Origin of the sequence: Clostridium akagii DSM 12554 (assembly GCF_000686725.1) — a bacterium.
Taxonomy (GTDB): domain Bacteria; phylum Bacillota; class Clostridia; order Clostridiales; family Clostridiaceae; genus Clostridium_I; species Clostridium_I akagii.
In genome coordinates, this window is sequence record NZ_KK366009.1 from 142,853 (window position 1) to 160,093 (window position 17,241).

At 32.6% G+C, this 17,241-nt stretch carries 14 protein-coding genes, 1 tRNA gene and 1 riboswitch; of the genes, 9 read left to right on the forward strand and 6 right to left on the reverse strand.

From position 1 onward, the window contains the following. Positions 1 to 12: 12 nt before the first annotated feature. Positions 13 to 88 (reverse strand) — tRNA-Met (locus tag BR66_RS0121715). A 151-nt stretch (positions 89 to 239) separates the two neighbouring features. On the opposite strand from BR66_RS0121715, the gene rpiB reads away from it, so the two are divergent. Beyond that, positions 240 to 707 carry a ribose 5-phosphate isomerase B gene (rpiB, locus tag BR66_RS0121720; protein WP_026884796.1) on the forward strand — a complete coding sequence of 156 codons (468 nt, stop codon included), beginning with the start codon at positions 240 to 242 and terminating at the stop codon, positions 705 to 707. Positions 708 to 850: 143 nt separating this feature from the next. Here rpiB and BR66_RS0121725 read toward each other — a convergent pair whose 3' ends face one another. Together BR66_RS0121725 and BR66_RS0121730 are read right to left on the reverse strand one after the other, a co-directional pair. Further along, positions 851 to 1,324 carry a hypothetical protein gene (locus tag BR66_RS0121725; protein WP_026884797.1) on the reverse strand — a complete coding sequence of 158 codons (474 nt, stop codon included), beginning with the start codon at positions 1,322 to 1,324 and terminating at the stop codon, positions 851 to 853. 91 nt (positions 1,325 to 1,415) lie between these two features. After that, on the reverse strand, positions 1,416 to 2,072 hold the full coding sequence (locus BR66_RS0121730; RefSeq protein ID WP_026884798.1) for a DUF4397 domain-containing protein: 657 nt from the start codon (positions 2,070 to 2,072) through the stop codon (positions 1,416 to 1,418). A 245-nt stretch (positions 2,073 to 2,317) separates the two neighbouring features. On the opposite strand from BR66_RS0121730, the gene BR66_RS0121735 reads away from it, so the two are divergent. After that, positions 2,318 to 6,082 carry a phosphoribosylformylglycinamidine synthase gene (locus tag BR66_RS0121735; RefSeq protein ID WP_026884799.1) on the forward strand — a complete coding sequence of 1,255 codons (3,765 nt, stop codon included), beginning with the start codon at positions 2,318 to 2,320 and terminating at the stop codon, positions 6,080 to 6,082. A gap of 188 nt (positions 6,083 to 6,270) precedes the next feature. Here BR66_RS0121735 and BR66_RS24525 read toward each other — a convergent pair whose 3' ends face one another. Beyond that, positions 6,271 to 7,434 carry a S53 family peptidase gene (locus BR66_RS24525; protein WP_051624347.1) on the reverse strand — a complete coding sequence of 388 codons (1,164 nt, stop codon included), beginning with the start codon at positions 7,432 to 7,434 and terminating at the stop codon, positions 6,271 to 6,273. A gap of 282 nt (positions 7,435 to 7,716) precedes the next feature. Beyond that, positions 7,717 to 7,815, forward strand: a riboswitch (purine riboswitch). A gap of 98 nt (positions 7,816 to 7,913) precedes the next feature. Here BR66_RS24525 and purE point away from each other — a divergent pair. The 7 genes from purE to purD all read left to right on the forward strand — a co-directional run bounded on the left by purE (position 7,914) and on the right by purD (position 15,071). Next, positions 7,914 to 8,393 carry a 5-(carboxyamino)imidazole ribonucleotide mutase gene (purE, locus tag BR66_RS0121745; RefSeq protein ID WP_026884800.1) on the forward strand — a complete coding sequence of 160 codons (480 nt, stop codon included), beginning with the start codon at positions 7,914 to 7,916 and terminating at the stop codon, positions 8,391 to 8,393. After that, positions 8,393 to 9,100 carry a phosphoribosylaminoimidazolesuccinocarboxamide synthase gene (purC, locus tag BR66_RS0121750; RefSeq protein WP_026884801.1) on the forward strand — a complete coding sequence of 236 codons (708 nt, stop codon included), beginning with the start codon at positions 8,393 to 8,395 and terminating at the stop codon, positions 9,098 to 9,100. The genes purE and purC overlap by 1 nt, the downstream gene beginning before the upstream one ends. A gap of 22 nt (positions 9,101 to 9,122) precedes the next feature. Then, positions 9,123 to 10,529: an amidophosphoribosyltransferase gene (purF, locus tag BR66_RS0121755; RefSeq protein WP_026884802.1), complete on the forward strand. Its 1,407-nt coding sequence runs from the start codon at positions 9,123 to 9,125 to the stop codon at positions 10,527 to 10,529. Between the two features lie 20 nt (positions 10,530 to 10,549). After that, positions 10,550 to 11,545 (forward strand): phosphoribosylformylglycinamidine cyclo-ligase, encoded by a 996-nt coding sequence (purM, locus tag BR66_RS0121760; protein ID WP_026884803.1) that lies wholly within the window; start codon positions 10,550 to 10,552, stop codon positions 11,543 to 11,545. Beyond that, a complete protein-coding gene (purN, locus tag BR66_RS0121765; protein ID WP_026884804.1) occupies positions 11,533 to 12,147 on the forward strand; it encodes a phosphoribosylglycinamide formyltransferase in 615 nt (204 codons plus the stop codon). Before purM ends, purN begins: the two co-directional genes overlap by 13 nt. A 61-nt stretch (positions 12,148 to 12,208) precedes the next feature. Beyond that, positions 12,209 to 13,711, forward strand: a complete 1,503-nt coding sequence (gene purH, locus BR66_RS0121770; RefSeq protein WP_026884805.1) for a bifunctional phosphoribosylaminoimidazolecarboxamide formyltransferase/IMP cyclohydrolase — start codon at positions 12,209 to 12,211, stop codon at positions 13,709 to 13,711. 109 nt (positions 13,712 to 13,820) lie between these two features. After that, positions 13,821 to 15,071, forward strand: coding sequence for a phosphoribosylamine--glycine ligase (gene purD, locus BR66_RS0121775; RefSeq protein ID WP_026884806.1), 1,251 nt, complete (start codon positions 13,821 to 13,823; stop codon positions 15,069 to 15,071). An 83-nt stretch (positions 15,072 to 15,154) separates the two neighbouring features. On the opposite strand, the gene BR66_RS0121780 is transcribed toward purD, so the two are convergent. Continuing rightward, on the reverse strand, positions 15,155 to 16,486 hold the full coding sequence (locus tag BR66_RS0121780; RefSeq protein WP_026884807.1) for a methyl-accepting chemotaxis protein: 1,332 nt from the start codon (positions 16,484 to 16,486) through the stop codon (positions 15,155 to 15,157). An 89-nt stretch (positions 16,487 to 16,575) separates the two neighbouring features. After that, positions 16,576 to 17,178, reverse strand: a complete 603-nt coding sequence (locus BR66_RS0121785) for a DUF1836 domain-containing protein (RefSeq protein WP_026884808.1) — start codon at positions 17,176 to 17,178, stop codon at positions 16,576 to 16,578. Positions 17,179 to 17,241: the final 63 nt, after the last annotated feature.

The following is a 17,241-nucleotide window of genomic DNA, read 5'->3' on the forward strand; positions in this document are numbered from 1 at the left end:
TCATAGTAACTATGGTTGCGGGAATAGGACTTGAACCTATGACCTTCGGGTTATGAGCCCGACGAGCTACCAACTGCTCCATCCCGCGATATTAAATTGTTACATCTTTCCTTGCCGCTCTGTTAGTATAGTTTATTTAACTATATAAGTCAAGGGTAATAGAGAAAGCTTGATGATTTATGCTATAGAGATTATAATTATAGCTATAAAAATAACTTGGAATGGAGATGCAAAATATTATGAAAATCGCAATTGCTAGTGATCATGCTGGGTTCTCTTTGAAAGAAGAGGTAAAGGTATATTTAGAGAGTCAGGGACATATTGTGCGGGATTTTGGAACATTTAGTGAAGAATCAAGTGATTTATCAGATTTTGTGTACCCGGCAGCATTATCTGTTGCAAAGGGTGAGGCAGAACGTGGTATATTTATTGATGGTGTTGGTTATGGTAGCGCTTTAATTGCCAATAAGATATATGGATTAAATGCTGCTGTTTGCCAGGATCCATTCTGTGCTAAATTAGCTAGAATGCATTCAAATACCAATGTTCTTTGCATAGGGGCCAAAATAATAGGCTCCGCAATAGCTATGGAAATTGTAAAGGTATGGTTAACTACGGATTTTCTTAAGGATATTGAAAAGTATACAAGACGCGTGGATAAGGTTAACGAAATATCAGAGAAACACCTTATAAAATTTGATAGGTAAGTAGAAATTTCTACTGAGGTAGGAAATTCAATAAGAGGTTAGTTAATGTACAGTAATTTGTATAAACCAATATACATTATCTAACCTTTTAATAAATAAAAAAATTTATAGCTTCTGAAAGAGAAACTAATAAATTGATAAAACTAGTATTTTTTCAATACAGTTTCAAGCATTTCGATTTGTTTTTCTTTGTTTTCTATTATATAGGATAATATCTTATATGTTTTTGTGCGAATGTCATCTTCATTAATAACAAATCTACCTTGCAAATCTAGGAGCAGGGAAAAAGTATCCTTTTCTAAACCAAGAGAGAATTTTAAATATTCCCTAACATTAGTTGCTTTTGTCACATATATTTTTCTATTAAATTCATTTATTAAAAATGACATCTTATCATATACTCCAAAATTTATATCTTCTGGACTTTTGCCAGCAATCTCATCTTTTAATTTTTGGTAATATAGTATTGTTTCATCGGCTTCTTTAATAAAAACCTTTGACATTATTTTCATACCAGGTACAGTATAAGTTTCTTGTGATATGTGTTCATAAATTTCTTTTTTTTTGTTTATAATAGCTATAGATTTATCAATCAGATCTATAATGTTATATCCCATAGTATTTTGCCTCAATTCTTCTGTAGAGTATAATAATAATAATAACACATGTTAACTTATTTTATCATAGGAATATGTTGTAAAAAAAAATTTATCTTGGTTCAGTAACTAGAAGAGCTTCTAATGGTGGATTACCGTTAACATCACCTAGAGCATAAAGAGTATAGTAATTGTTAGATGCAAGTTGGATATTTGGAATAGTAAGTATTGTGTTTGTAGTGCCAGAAGGGATAACGTTGAATGAATAGGTTCCAGCAGGAATGCATGCGTAGTCTGTGATATCTTTAAATCCAACATTATTAAACACTTTAGTTCCATTTGTAAGCGATATATCAACTTTAGGTGCAGTAGGTGATAAATGGATAAATCTTATACATGCTCGCCCAAAATCTTGTGCAACAATTGGCTCTGGAATAGGAAATATGCTTAGATTAGGGAGCTTACCTATGATGGCCAAATTCAATATAGTGTTTTCAGGAACATTCACGGTCGTATCAATGACTGGGTTTGTTGCTGTCCCCGCAGGATAAATCTTTATATTATAGGTTCCTGGAATTACGGGAACATAGGGTGATAGTTGTTTATAAGCAAGGTTCTTTATTATAAGATTTTCGTTAGCATAAACATCAACAGCAGGTGTAGATGGAGACGCATGAAATGCTCTTATATAGGAATTAGGAGTTGGAAGTTCAGATCTGTTACTATAATAATTATTGTTTTTTGTATGTTCGCATGGACAATATGGCATAAATATTTGCTCCTTTATATTTTTAACTATTATTATCATATGAAAAAAATAGTTAATTGTGCATAAGAAGGAGTATATTTTTGCAACTGATTAATATAAAAAAACATTTACAAATATTCGATGAAATTTCAGCGTGCAATTTTGGCTTGTTATTTTATTTGAGATGCTTTATAATATGATTGAACGAATAATATGTAATAATAACAATAAAACGTTCGTAAAAAAAGTAATGAGGAGAATATTAGATGAATAATAGGGTTAGAAGAATATTTGTAGAGAAAAAGAAAGGCTTTAACGTGGAAGCCTATGAATTATTCCACGATATTAAAGAAAACCTTAATATAAAAGGTTTAAAAAACCTAAGAGTAGTAAATAGATATGATGTTTGTGAAATATCAGATAATGAATGGGAAAATTCTAAAAAAATAATATTTTCAGAACCAGTAGTAGATAACATATATGATGAAGAATTAGAAATAGGTGAAGATAGTTATGCTTTTGCAGTAGAATTTTTACCAGGGCAATATGACCAAAGAGCAGATTCCGCAGTTCAATGCATTAAAATATTATCACAAAATGAAAAATCTGATGTGGCAAGTGCTAAAGTTTACATACTAAATGGAGAGATAAATGAAGAGGAAATAGAAAAGATTAAAAAGTATTGCATAAATCCTGTAGATTCAAGAGAAGCTCTTTTCGAAAAAACCGCTTCCATTGAAAATAAAGTTGAACTTCCAAGTGAAGTTAAAATATTAGATGGGTTTACAGACATGCAGGATGATAAGCTTGAAGAGTTCCGTTTATCGGAAGGTCTTGCAATGAGCTTTGAGGATATTAAATTTTGCAAGGAATATTTTAGAGATACTGAAAAAAGAAATCCTAGTTACACTGAAATTAAAGTTATTGATACTTATTGGTCCGATCACTGCAGGCATACAACGTTTGCGACGAGAATCGAAAATGTGAAATTTGAATCTGGTAACTATAATAAGGTGGCAGCAAAGGTTTATGATGAATACTTGGATGTGAGAAAAGCTGTATATAAAGATGAAAAAAGAGAAATTTGTCTTATGGATATAGCACTCATGGCAATGAAGGAAATTAAGAAAAATGGAAAACTTCAAGATCTTGATACTTCTGACGAAATCAATGCATGTAGCATAGAAACTGAAATTAAAGTAAATGGTAAAAAAGAAAAATGGTTAGTTATGTTTAAAAATGAAACTCATAATCATCCCACTGAAATCGAGCCTTTTGGTGGTGCAGCAACTTGCATTGGAGGATGTATAAGAGATCCACTTTCAGGAAGAGCTTATGTTTATCAAGCAATGCGAGTAACAGGGAGTGCTGATCCTAGGAGAGACATTGCAGATACAATACCAGGAAGATTGCCACAGCGAAAGATTACCACAGGAGCGGCCAATGGGTATAGTTCTTATGGTAATCAAATAGGCCTTGCAACAGGTCAGGTGACAGAAGTTTATCATGAAGGTTATGCAGCAAAAAGAATGGAAATTGGAGCAGTTGTTGGAGCAATGCTAAAGAAAAACATAGTTAGAAAGAAACCAGAAGCAGGTGATATTATAATTCTGCTTGGCGGAAGAACTGGTAGAGATGGCTGTGGTGGTGCCACAGGTTCATCTAAAGAACATGATGAGAAATCGCTATCAACTTGTGGAGCAGAGGTCCAAAAAGGGAATGCTCCAACGGAGAGGAAGCTGCAAAGGCTTTTCAGGAATCCGTCAGCTAGCACTTTAATAAAAAAATGTAATGACTTTGGCGCAGGTGGAGTTTCAGTTGCTATAGGTGAACTTAGTGATGGATTAGACATAAATTTAGATTTAGTTACAAAAAAATATGAAGGTCTTGATGGTACGGAACTTGCTATTTCTGAATCTCAAGAAAGAATAGCTGTAGTTGTTGATAAAGAAAATGCTGATAAGTTTATACAACTAGCTCTTGAAGAAAATCTTGAGGCAAAAAAAGTTGCCATTGTAACTGAAGAACCTAGACTGAAATTAAGTTGGAGAGAAAAATATATAGTAGATATTAGTAGAGCTTTTCTTGATACAAATGGTATAACTCAAAAGGTTGATGTATTTGTCAATGAGCCCGATGAATCAAAAAATTACTTTAAGTCTAATGGAAAAATAAAAGATGTAAAAAGCAAAATCATAGAAACATTGAAGGATTTAAATGTTTGCAGTGAAAAAGGATTAGTTGAGAGATTTGACAGTACAGTTGGAGGCAATACTATTCTTTTACCTTTTGGTGGTAAATATCAAATGACACCTTCAGAAGGTATGGCAGCAAAACTTCCAGTTTTAAATGGAGATACTGAAACAGCAACTTTAATGACTTTTGGATACAATCCTAATATTTCATCTTGGAGTCCGTTTCATGGAGCTTTATATGCAGTAGTGGAGTCTGTGTCTAAAATTGTTGCGTGTGGAGGGGATTATAGTAGCATAAGACTTACTTTTCAAGAATATTTTGAAAGACTCGGAAAAGATCCAGAAAGATGGGGTAAACCTTTTTCAGCACTTCTTGGAGCATTTTATGCACAGAGGATGCTTGAAATACCAGCAATAGGTGGAAAAGACAGTATGTCTGGTACATTTAAGGATATTAATGTACCGCCAACTCTTGTAAGTTTTGCAGTAAACATAGTTGATTCAAAAGTTGTTGTGTCTCAGGAATTCAAGAGGGTTGGTAGCCATGTTGTTGTTGTACCTTTAACAAGAGATGAAAATGAATTACCAAACTTCAAATTATTAATCAAGGGATATAATACAATTCATAAACTTGTTGAAGCAAATAAAATAATTGCTTCTTATACAGTAAAGCAAGGTGGAATTATAGAAGCTATTGGAAAAATGGCATTTGGTAACAAAATTGGTGTTACAATTAATGCTAACATAGTTGAAACTACTTTATTTTCACCAGACTTTGGTTCAATAATTTTAGAAATACCTGAAAGTGAAAACATAAGAGAGCTTATGGGAGACACTAAATACTTTGAACTAGGTTTTACGAATGACAAAGAAGATATTATTTATAAAGATGTTAGAATTTCTATAGATGAAATGCTTAAGGCATGGACGGAACCTTTAGAAACAATATTCCCAACTAAGGCTCTAGAAGAAAAAAAAGAGATTAAGATTTCAGAGTTTACGGAAAGAAATAGAAAATCACCTGCTATAAAGATTGCTAGACCTAAAGTATTTATTCCTGTATTCCCAGGAACTAACTGTGAATATGATTCAGAAAAAGCATTTACAAAAGCAGGGGCTGAATGCAATGTTATGGTGCTTAAAAATCTTAATTCAAAATTAATTCAAGAATCCATAGAATACATGGTTAAGCAAATTGATAAATCACAAATTATAATGCTCCCAGGTGGTTTTAGTGCGGGTGATGAACCAGATGGATCAGGAAAATTTATAGCTGCAGTGCTTAGAAATCCTAGAGTTTCCGAGAGTATTATGAAACTTATAAAAGAAAGAGATGGTTTAATACTTGGAATATGTAATGGCTTCCAGGCACTTATAAAGTTAGGTCTTGTGCCATTTGGTGAAATAAGGGATATAGATGAGTCTTGTCCTACATTAACTTATAACAGTATAGGAAGACATGTATCCACTGTTGTTAACACTAAGATTATTTCAATAAAATCACCTTGGTTATCTGGAGTGAACATTGGTGACATTTATGCAATTCCTGTATCACATGGTGAGGGAAGATTTGTTGGAAATGATGATGTAGTTAAAACTTTATTTGATAATGGGCAAATTGCAACTCAGTATGTAGATTTTTCAGGAAAGGCAAGTTATGATATTGAATTTAATCCTAATGGTTCCATGTTTGCAGTAGAGGGGATAACAAGTCCTGATGGAAGAGTCTTTGGTAAAATGGGGCATAGTGAAAGAATTGGAGAAAATGTAGGAATAAACATTCAAGGAAATAAGGATCAAAAAATATTTGAATCTGGCGTGAAATATTTTAAATAATTATAAATAATGAGGCTACATCACAATAAAAAAATCTTATTGTGATGTAGCCTTTTTATTTTCCTAGTTTGTATTTTAAAATTGATTTTCTACTTTAGCAGAAATTTCCTCAGTGACTTGTAACTAAATTAACTCTTAACAACAAATTTTAAGTATTTGAATGTACTTTCAGTTCTGTTATAAATGACCTACTTAGCACTATTAGCTATGTCTACGATAAGTTTGTCAACTTTTGGGCTTCCAATGCCGGTTACTAAATCGTAACCGGATTTAGCACTATAAGCACCATTAGAACCACTGGTAATATCATTATAGGCTGCACTGTAGCTTGAATTATAAAGATTGGCTAGAGTAGTAGTGCTATTACTGGTTTTTCCACTACTTTGGTCAAATAAAGCTATTAGACCTGCCCAACTTGGTGATCCAAAGCTTGTACCACCAATTTGGAACCATCCTGATTGACTATCGTATTTAGTGGTATCATAAACAGCAACACCAGTATTTGGATCAGCATCCCAAGCTATATCAGGATTTCCACGATGGGAACCTAGAATAGTACTTAATGAACTTTGATAGCTTGGTATAGCTTCATAAGGGCTTGTACCACCACCTGAACCAGACCATGCAGTTTCACTTTGATATGCTCCTGCAGAATTAATGTTTAATGTGGTACCTCCAACGGATAAAACATTGGGAGATGCGGCAGGCCAAGAAACACCTGAACCATCGTCACCAGAAGATGCTACATAAACGATACCTGAATGATTAAAATGAGAATCATAAGAGGATTCACCTGAAAATTCAGATCCTCCCCAGCTATTAGAAACAACTTGTGCACCATGAGAAGTAGCGTAATCAATACCTGCAAGTAAATCACTAGTTGAGGAGGATTTTGCAACTACCAAAAGAATGGTAGCATTTGGTGCGATGGCATGTGCCCATTCAACATCCAAAGATGTTTCTAGAGCCCAGCCAGCATCATTTGTACTTGGCTTTCCACTTGGATATGCAATTGTTAGGTTAGCTTTGGCAAGACCAAATTGATTTGAGAAAGAAGTTAAGTCATTTTGAATTGTTGGACTTCCATAAGAGTCAACAATTGCAATCGTTTCGCCTGCACCAGTAGCTGACACGTTATTAAGTCCATAAGCAGTTTTAATTTGTGTTGGATTATATCCAACTGGTCCTGAGGTTGATGACCTTTTAATTTTGATAAAAGGTTTTGCGTTAAATGTGGTTTTGGATTTAGTAACACTTGTTGAGTTTGTCCCATTAAGTAATGCGTTTGAGGGTAATGCAGTTGTGGAAATGATAAGGGCAAGTAAAAGTAGTTTTTGTAAAGATTTGTTCATGATAAAACCTCCTTTATAAATTACCATAATTTATTATGGTATAGATTAACTTGGGGATATATTATTTGTAATCATGAATTATGTCTTACAACTCAAATATGAATTATATGATAATTATACCATATAATTACAAAATTGCAACAAAAATAAAAATATTATTTTGCTAAAATAACGAATGTAAAGTTGATAATTCAACATAACATACGTCAATGCACGAATGTTATGTTGAATTTACACGTAATCATATTGACTTTTTAGAGCGCTAATGTTAATATTTAATTAAGATAAAAAAAAATATATATCCATATAATCCTGATAATTGGTTTGGGAGTATCTACAGAAAGCCGTAACTTTCTCACTATGGGTAAATTTATTATAGTAGAGTTAAAGTCTTATTCTTTAAATCTACTAATTGGCTACTCTGCAAATGAATTTACTCATTCTATTTGTGGAGTTTTTAAATTTAAGGAGGTATTTTAATGAAGGTAGCGATTATTTTTGGAAGTAAGTCAGATGTAGAGACGATGAAGGGTGCTGCGAGTGTACTGAAAGAATTTGGCATAGAATATAGTGCGCATATTTTATCAGCTCACAGAGTTCCAGAAAAATTGGTGGAGGTAATTCATAATTTAGAAAAAGAAAATTATGAATGTATTATAGCAGGAGCAGGACTTGCAGCACATCTTCCAGGCGTAATTGCATCCCATACAACACTGCCAGTTATAGGAGTTCCTATAAACGCCGCGTTAAATGGAATGGATTCACTTTTAGCTATAGTGCAGATGCCAAAGTCAATTCCTGTTGCTACCGTTGGAATAAACAACAGTTACAACGCAGGAATGCTTGCAGTTGAAATATTGGCATTAAAATATCCTGATTTAAAAGAAAAATTGGTTTTATTTAGAAAAGATATGAAAAGTAAATTTATTAGTGAAAACGAAGAGGGAGTGGAATTATAATGGAGAAGAAAGAATTATTATATGAAGGAAAAGCAAAACAGGTATATGCTACAGAAAAATCAGATGAGGTAATAATTCATTATAAAGATGATGCAACAGCTTTTAACGGAATAAAAAAAGGACAAATAGAAGACAAAGGTTTACTTAACAACAGTATAACAACTATGCTATTTGAACTTGTAGAAAAACATGGAATAAAAACACACTTTATTGAAAAATTAAATGAGAAAGATCAACTTTGTAAAAAAGTTCAAATAGTGCCACTTGAAGTAATAGTTAGAAATGTCGCAGCAGGTAGTATGGCTAAACGACTTGGACTTGAAGAGGGTTCACCTTTAAAAACTACAGTATTAGAAATATGCTATAAAAATGATGATTATGATGACCCATTAATAAATGATACTCATGCAGTCGCAATAGGGCTTAGCACATTTGAAGAATTAAAAACTATATATTCAATGACAAGCAAAATTAATGATATACTTAAAGAATTTTTCTTAAAGCAAGATATTAAGCTTATTGATTTTAAATTGGAATTTGGAAGATATAATGGGGAAATACTATTAGCAGATGAAATATCACCAGATACATGCAGGTTATGGGATGTGCATACTAATGAAAAATTAGATAAAGATAGATTTAGAAGAGATATGGGTAGTGTAAAAGAAGCTTATGTTGAAATATTAAAAAGAATCACAGGTAAATAATTACTTATAGAGGAGGTTTAATTTGATAGATCTAGAGCAAGATAAATTTAAAGAGGAATGTGGCGTTTTTGGAATATTCTCCAATGAAAATATAGACGTATCACATTTAACATATTACGGTCTATATGCACTTCAACACAGAGGGCAGGAAAGTGCTGGTATTGCGGTATGTAATAACGGTGAAATTAATCTCCAAAAAGGTATGGGACTTGTAACTGATGTATTTAATACAGAAAATTTAGACAAAATGCCTGGTAATGCAGCAATTGGCCACGTTAGATATTCAACTACAGGTGGAAGTAATGTTGTTAATGCTCAACCAATACTAAGTAATTGCAAATTGGGATCCATTTCTATAGCTCATAACGGTAATCTTGTAAATGCAGATGTTATAAAGGAATTATTAGAGGATGGTGGAACACTTTTTCAAACCTCAATAGATACTGAAGTAATACTAAATTTGATTTCAAGAAGTGCAAAAAAAGGCATAGAAAATGCAGTGGTTGATACTATGCAAGCAATAAAAGGCTCATATGCTATTGTAATTTTAACTGAGGATAAATTAATTGGGGTCAGGGATCCAAATGGTATAAGACCTCTTTGCATAGGTAAATTTGATAATAGTTATATTTTGTGTTCAGAAAGCTGTGCGCTTGATGCTGTTGGGGCAGAACTTGTAAGGGATGTTAATCCAGGAGAAATTGTCATCATAGATAAAGAAGGAATAAAGAGTATAAATTTTGCGGAAAAAACTAAGTGTGAAACTTGTGCTTTTGAATATATTTATTTTGCAAGGCCTGATAGTGTTATTGATGGAATAAGTGTGTACAATTCTAGGGAACTGGCTGGAGAGCAACTTTACCATGACTCACCTGTAGAAGCAGATATTGTAATTGGTGTTCCAGACTCAGGCCTTTCAGCGGCAGTTGGATATGCAAAAGCATCTGGAATTCCATATGGTATTGGTCTTATTAAAAACAAATATGTGGGAAGAACTTTTATTGCCCCAACTCAGGAGCTTCGGGAGAAGGCTGTATCTGTAAAACTAAACGCATTAAAGGTTAATATTGAAGGGAAAAGAGTTGTTATAATAGATGATTCTATAGTAAGAGGGACAACTAGTAAGAAGCTTGTAGATTTACTTAGGCAAGCAGGGGCCAAGGAAATTCACTTTAGAGTATCATCACCTGTTGTAAAATATCCATGTTATTTCGGAATAAATATTTCATATAGAAAAGAGCTTATAGGTTCTTATAAGGAAGTAGAGGAGATAAGAGATTATATAGGTGCAGATAGTCTTGGATATCTAAGTATAGATTCTCTTCTAAAAACTTTAGGTGAAGATAGAAAATATTGTCTTGGTTGTTTTAAAGGAGTATATCCTATTTCAGCACCAATTGAAGTTGATAAGGAAAGATTTGAAGTATAATTTTGAAAGGTTGTGTACGAATGGTAACTTATAAGGATGCTGGTGTAAGTATTGAGGAAGGTTATAAAACTGTAAGTAAAATTAAAAGCTATGCTGAAAAAACATATACAAATGGAGTTCTAAATAATCTAGGTAGCTTTGCAGGAATGTTTGCAATGGGCAGCTATAAGAATCCTGTACTGGTTTCGGGTACTGATGGAGTTGGAACAAAACTGGCAATAGCATTTAAAATGGAAAAATATGATACAGTTGGAGTTGACTGTGTTGCCATGTGCGTTAATGATATATTATGCCACGGAGCAAAACCTTTATTCTTTCTTGATTATATGGCTTGCGGAAAGCTTTCTTCTGAGACTGCATCACAAATAGTAAAAGGTGTTTCTGAAGGTTGCATTCAAGCTGAAAGTGCACTTATTGGTGGGGAAACAGCAGAAATGCCAGGTTTCTATAAGGATGGAGATTATGATTTAGCTGGATTTTCAGTTGGCGTAGTTGAAAGAGATGAGATTATTGATGGAAGTAAAATTGCAGATAAAGATGTACTTATTGGAATAGCTTCTTCTGGACTTCATAGTAATGGATTTTCATTAGTTAGAAAATTAATACCTGATATAGATATTGACTTTTATGGCAGAAAAATAGGCGAGGTTCTTTTAACCCCAACAAAAATATATGTAAAGCCAGTATTAGAGCTTATGGAGAAATTTGAGTTAAAAGGTATGGCACATATAACCGGTGGTGGCTTTTATGAAAATATTCCAAGAATGTTTAAAGGAGATTTTGTAGCCGTAATAAATAAAGACAGTTATGAGCTTCCTGAAATATTTAAATATTTAATGACTCTTGGAGTTACAGAAGAAGATATGTACAATACATTCAATATGGGTATTGGTTTCGTGTTATGCGTAAAAGCAGAAGATAAAGACGCTATACTTAACAATTTACAACAAATGGGAGAAAAAGCCTTTGAAATTGGTCATGTTGAGGCAGGAGGCCATGGTGTATGTTTAAAGTAGCAGTACTTATTTCGGGTGGAGGAACTAATTTACAATCTGTAATTGATAAGGTTCAGTCTGGATATTTAAACTGCAAAATTGAAATAGTAATCAGTGACAGTGAAAAGGCATATGGAATTGAGAGAGCTAGGCAAAACAAAATAGATGCATTAGCTTTTTCAAAAAAACAATACGGTGATAAACTATCTGATGAAATTTTGAAAATAGTTGAAGCTAGAGACGTTGATTTAATAGTAACGGCAGGGTTTCTTTCTATATTAAAAGGTGATTTGTTAAAAAAATATAAAAACAGGATAATTAATATTCATCCATCTTTGATACCAGCTTTTTGTGGTAAAGGGATGTATGGATTAAATGTACATAGAGCAGCTATAGAATATGGAGTTAAAGTTTCAGGTTGTACAGTTCATTTTGTGGATGAAGGAACTGATACTGGACCGATAATAATACAAAAAGCTGTGCAGGTATTTTCTACAGATGTTGCAGAGGAGCTTCAAAAGAGAGTACTAGAACAAGAACATGTTGCACTTCCTGAGGCTATAAAACTTATTTCAGAAGGTAAGATTATTGTTGATTTAAGACGAGTAATTGTTAAAAATTAGGAAAGTCAAATGATCTAAATTATTATTTAGGGCGGTATGAGCATTACAAGGAGGATATACGATGATAAAAAGAGCATTAATAAGTGTTTTTAATAAAGATAATATTTTAAGGCTTGCTACATTTCTTAGAGAAAAAGACGTGGAAATTATATCTACTGGAGGAACATTCAAATATCTTAAGGACAACGGAATTGCAGTTACTGAAGTTTCAGAAATCACAGATTTTCCTGAGATGCTTGATGGAAGAGTTAAAACACTTCATCCTAAAATTCATGGTGGAATACTGGCTATAAGAGATAATAAAGAACATATGAAGAAAATTGAGGAATACGGAATAAAAACTATTGATATGGTAGTGGTTAATCTTTATCCTTTTTTTGATAAAGTTCAAGAGGATTTGACCTTTGAAGAAAAAATAGAATTTATAGATATAGGCGGGCCTACAATGATAAGGGCAGCGGCTAAGAATTTCAGGGATGTAACAGTATTAACTGATGTAAATGATTATGATAAAATTATGGATCAGATAGCTGAAAAAGGTGATGTGGATTTTGATGATAAAAGAGTACTTGCAGGGAAAGTATTCAATTTAATGTCAGCCTATGATGCAGCTGTTAGTAAGTTTTTACTTGGAGAAGAAGTTTATCCTGAATATTTAAGTATGTCATATAAAAAAGCTATGGATTTAAGATATGGTGAAAATCCACATCAAGCTGCAGCATTTTATGTTTCTACTTCAACTAAGGGTGCTATGAAGGATTTTCAGCAACTTAATGGTAAAGAACTCTCTTATAATAATATAAGAGATATGGATATAGCATGGAAAGTAGTATGCGAATTTGAGGAACCAATGTGTTGCTCTGTTAAACATAACACACCTTGTGGAGCAGCAATAGCAGACAATATATATGATGCATATCTTCGTGCTTTTTCCTGCGATGAAGTCTCTATTTTTGGAGGAATAGTTGCAGTTAATAGAACAATAGACTTAAAAACTGCTGAAGAGATTGGAAAGATATTCTTAGAAATAGTAATTGCGCCAGATTTTGATAATGATGCATTAGAATTTTTGCAGAAGAAGAAAAATTTAAGAGTTATAAAAGCATCAATAAAACCTCAAGATACAATGGAATATGCAAAGGTAGATGGTGGAATACTAGTTCAGGGATCAGACGATAAGCTTGTTGACCAAGTTAAATATGTAACTGATAAAAAACCATCAGAAGCAGAGATGAAGGATTTGATTTTCGGTATGAAAGTTGTAAAATATGTGAAATCAAATGCTATAGTAGTAGTTAAAAATGGAATGGCAAAAGGTATTGGTGGAGGCCAGGTAAATAGAATTTGGCCTACAATAGATGCATTAGATAGAGCAAAAGATGGGGTAGTACTTGCATCAGATGCATTCTTTCCATTTGGAGACATAGTTGAAGAGGCAGCAAAACATAATATTCAGGCCATTGTTCAGCCGGGGGGCTCAATAAGAGATAAAGATTCCATAAATGCTTGTAATGAAAATGGGATCTCAATGGTATTTACAGGAATAAGACACTTTAAGCATTAGATAAGTTGGGGCTATTTTAAATATATATATGAATTTGTAGTGATTAGGATATACTGCAAAAGGCAATAATAGTGCTTTTTCAGATAACCTATAAAAAGGATGTGAGGAATTGAAGGTATTAGTTATTGGAAATGGTGGAAGGGAACATGCCATGGCGTGGAAAATTTCATTAAGTAAAGCTGTTGAGAAAATTTATTGTGCTCCTGGAAATGGTGGAACATCAATGGAAAATAAATGTGAAAATGTAGATTTGGATACCATTGAAGAATTATTACTTTTTGCAAAACAGGAAAATATAGACCTAACTGTTGTTGGACCAGAAGTAAAGCTTGTTCAGGGAATTGTGGACGTATTTAAGAAAAATGGGCTAAAGATATTTGGACCATCAAAAGTGGCAGCACAGCTTGAAGGAAGCAAGTCATTTTCTAAAGATTTTATGAAAAAGTATGGCATTAAAACTGCGTCTTATGAAGTTTTTCAAGATATTGAAATTGCTAAGAAATATGCCGAAAATGCTGAATATCCTTTAGTTGTAAAAGCAGATGGACTTGCAGCTGGTAAGGGTGTTATAATATGTGAATCTTGCCATGATGCTATAAAAGCATTAAATGAATTTATGATAGATGATGTATTTAAAGGCGCTGGAAAAACTGTAGTTTTTGAAGAGTTTTTAGATGGAGTAGAGGCATCTATACTTTCTGTAACTGATGGAAATGTTATAATTCCATTTATATCAGCTAAAGATCATAAACAGGTTTTTGATAAAGATCAAGGACCTAATACAGGGGGAATGGGAGCTATAGTTCCCAATCCATATTGTACCCCGGAGGTTTTAAAAGAATTCCATGACAAAATATTGTTGCCAACTCTTGAAGGCATTAAAACAGAAAATATGGATTATTGTGGTATTATTTTCTTTGGAATAATGATAACTAAAAAAGGAACATATCTTTTGGAATATAATGTTAGAATGGGAGATCCAGAAACTCAAGCAGTACTTCCACTTTTAATTAGTGACTTTACAGAAATTATGTTAAACGCCATTGATGGGAAATTAAAATATACTAAAATTCAATGGAAAAAAGAAAGTTCATCTTGTGTAGTGTTAGCATCAGGAGGATATCCTGGAAAGTATGAAACAGGAAAAACTATTGATATTAAAAATGCTAAAAGTAAAGTGTTTGTGGCTGGAGCTACAGCAGCATCAGGAATACTAAAGACAACAGGTGGTAGAGTTATTGCATTAGTAAATACAGATAAGAGTCTAGAAGAGGCAATTAGAGCTACCTACAGGGATATCGACAATGTTAAATTTGATGATATGTATTACAGAAGAGATATAGGAACATTGTATAAATAATAAATATATAGTTAGTGTAATGGAATAAAGGATAAAAAAAGAGCTACCTAGATGTGATTGAAATCACCTTTAGGTAGCTTTTTTTATATTTTGAATACGTCTACTGACTTTATTAAATTATTTGACATATCAGCTTGTTTTTCCATAGATTCGGTAGTAGTTTCAAAAGTTGAAGAAATTTCAGTAAGACTTTCAGAAATTCCCTCTGAGGAGTTTGTTATTATTTCTGATATTTCGGCAAGACTTTCTATAACATTACTAATATTTTCAACGGACCTATCTACTAATTGAGCAGAATTACTTACTTCTGTGGATATATCATTCATAAACTTGGCATCATCTGCATATTGATCTGCGGAATGAATCAAAAGTTTGTAATCAGATTGTACATCTTTATCAATAAAACTTAAAACCTCTTGGGAGCTTTTTGAAAGATTTTCAAATACTTTTTTAACTTCCGTAACCAAATTTTCAACATTTGAAATGGCATCTGAGGATTGTTCTGCAAGTTTTCTTACCTCTTCCGCAACAACAGCAAAACCTTTGCCTTGCTCCCCGGCTCTAGCAGCTTCTATTGCTGCATTAAGTGCAAGTAAATTTGTTTGAGCTGCAATGCTACTTATGGTGTCAGCCATTAACTGAATGTCATCTACTATTTTACCAGCTTCTATTGCTTTTAGTATATTTTCCTGTTTTTCATTATATGTATTATTCGTATTTTCCAGTGATTGATTAATTTTAGCTTTCATGTCAACCGCTCTTGCTTTCATATTACTAGAAGAATCGATTGCAGTTTTCGCTTTATTTAAAAGGGAAGTTGTAATCTCTACTATTTCCTGAGTTGAGGAATTAGCGTTTTGTGAACCATTATTTAAATCAATGGCTACATTAGATAATTTACTTGAAGATGAATTTATATCATTAACCTTAGTTGAAGAAGCTTTTGAAGAAGCGAGCAGTGTACTACTAGAATCGCCAATGGTTTCAGATGAATCTACTATATTTGATATCATAGATTTTATATTTGATACAGCTAGATTTAAGGAGTTTCCAAGATTGCTGATTTCGTCATTTCCACTAAAAACAAGTTTATCTGATAAATCGCCATCGCTGAGTTTTTTAGTATAGGACATTACCTTTCTAAGTCTTGTTAAAACCAACCTATCATAAACGAAAACAATAATAAAAACCGTTATCACGATGCTAACAGCAGATGAGACTACCACACCAACTGTACCATTTAAAAAGTCAGTAGGCACGCCTGTATTTTTAAGGCTATCTCTTCCTGCATAGATAGCCCTAGTAACCAATTGTCCAATGTACGAACTGAAAATTTGAACGATTACCACAGCAGCCACTAATTTAAAGGTTATAGAATTTACTGTGTTTTTTAATAATTTTTCTTTGAAAGTCATGATTTTCCCCCTATTTATGTTAAGAATTATTACTGATATTTTAATATAAAAATGGTGAACTTACAAGTAAATGTGAGTTTATCTTCAAATTATTTCTTCTTTTCCTCATTAAAAAAATTATCTATGATCTTTTCTGACATTCTGATATTTGTATTTGCATTTTGAATTAGCATAAAGACAAGCAAAATAAGTTGCTTTTTCTCGTTTTCACCACTTGGTAGTGCGCTAGTTTTATTTTTTATATCATCCATAAGAATCTGAAATTTATTATCAAAAGTTTCCAAGGAAGTCTTTTTCATTGATAAAAAAGCATCATATAATTCTTCAAGAGAAAGCATAGTTTTATCCTCAGAGTTTATATCATCAACAATAGGTTTAAATATAGTGCTTATATCCGATAATGAAAGGCTTTGCTTTAAATTATAAATAAGGCATAATAATATAATTTGATCTTTATTATATTTTTTGTTTTTAATAGGTGAAAATATCTTTGCCTTGGCATAATTATTTATCATTGTTTTAGTCATTATTTTATCTTCAGGGCTTCGTTTAGTGGAGCTTAATTTATCTTCAAATAAAGTTGTTACTTGGTCCATATATAAATCTAGGTTTGGAATATCTTCAAGGGTTATATCTGTAAAACAAGTAATTTCTGCTATTAAAGAAGTTAAATTTATACTTTTGTCCTTCATATAATCATCCTTTCTAGTAATAATAATTAGTATTATTTATTATGTACACATACATAATACCAA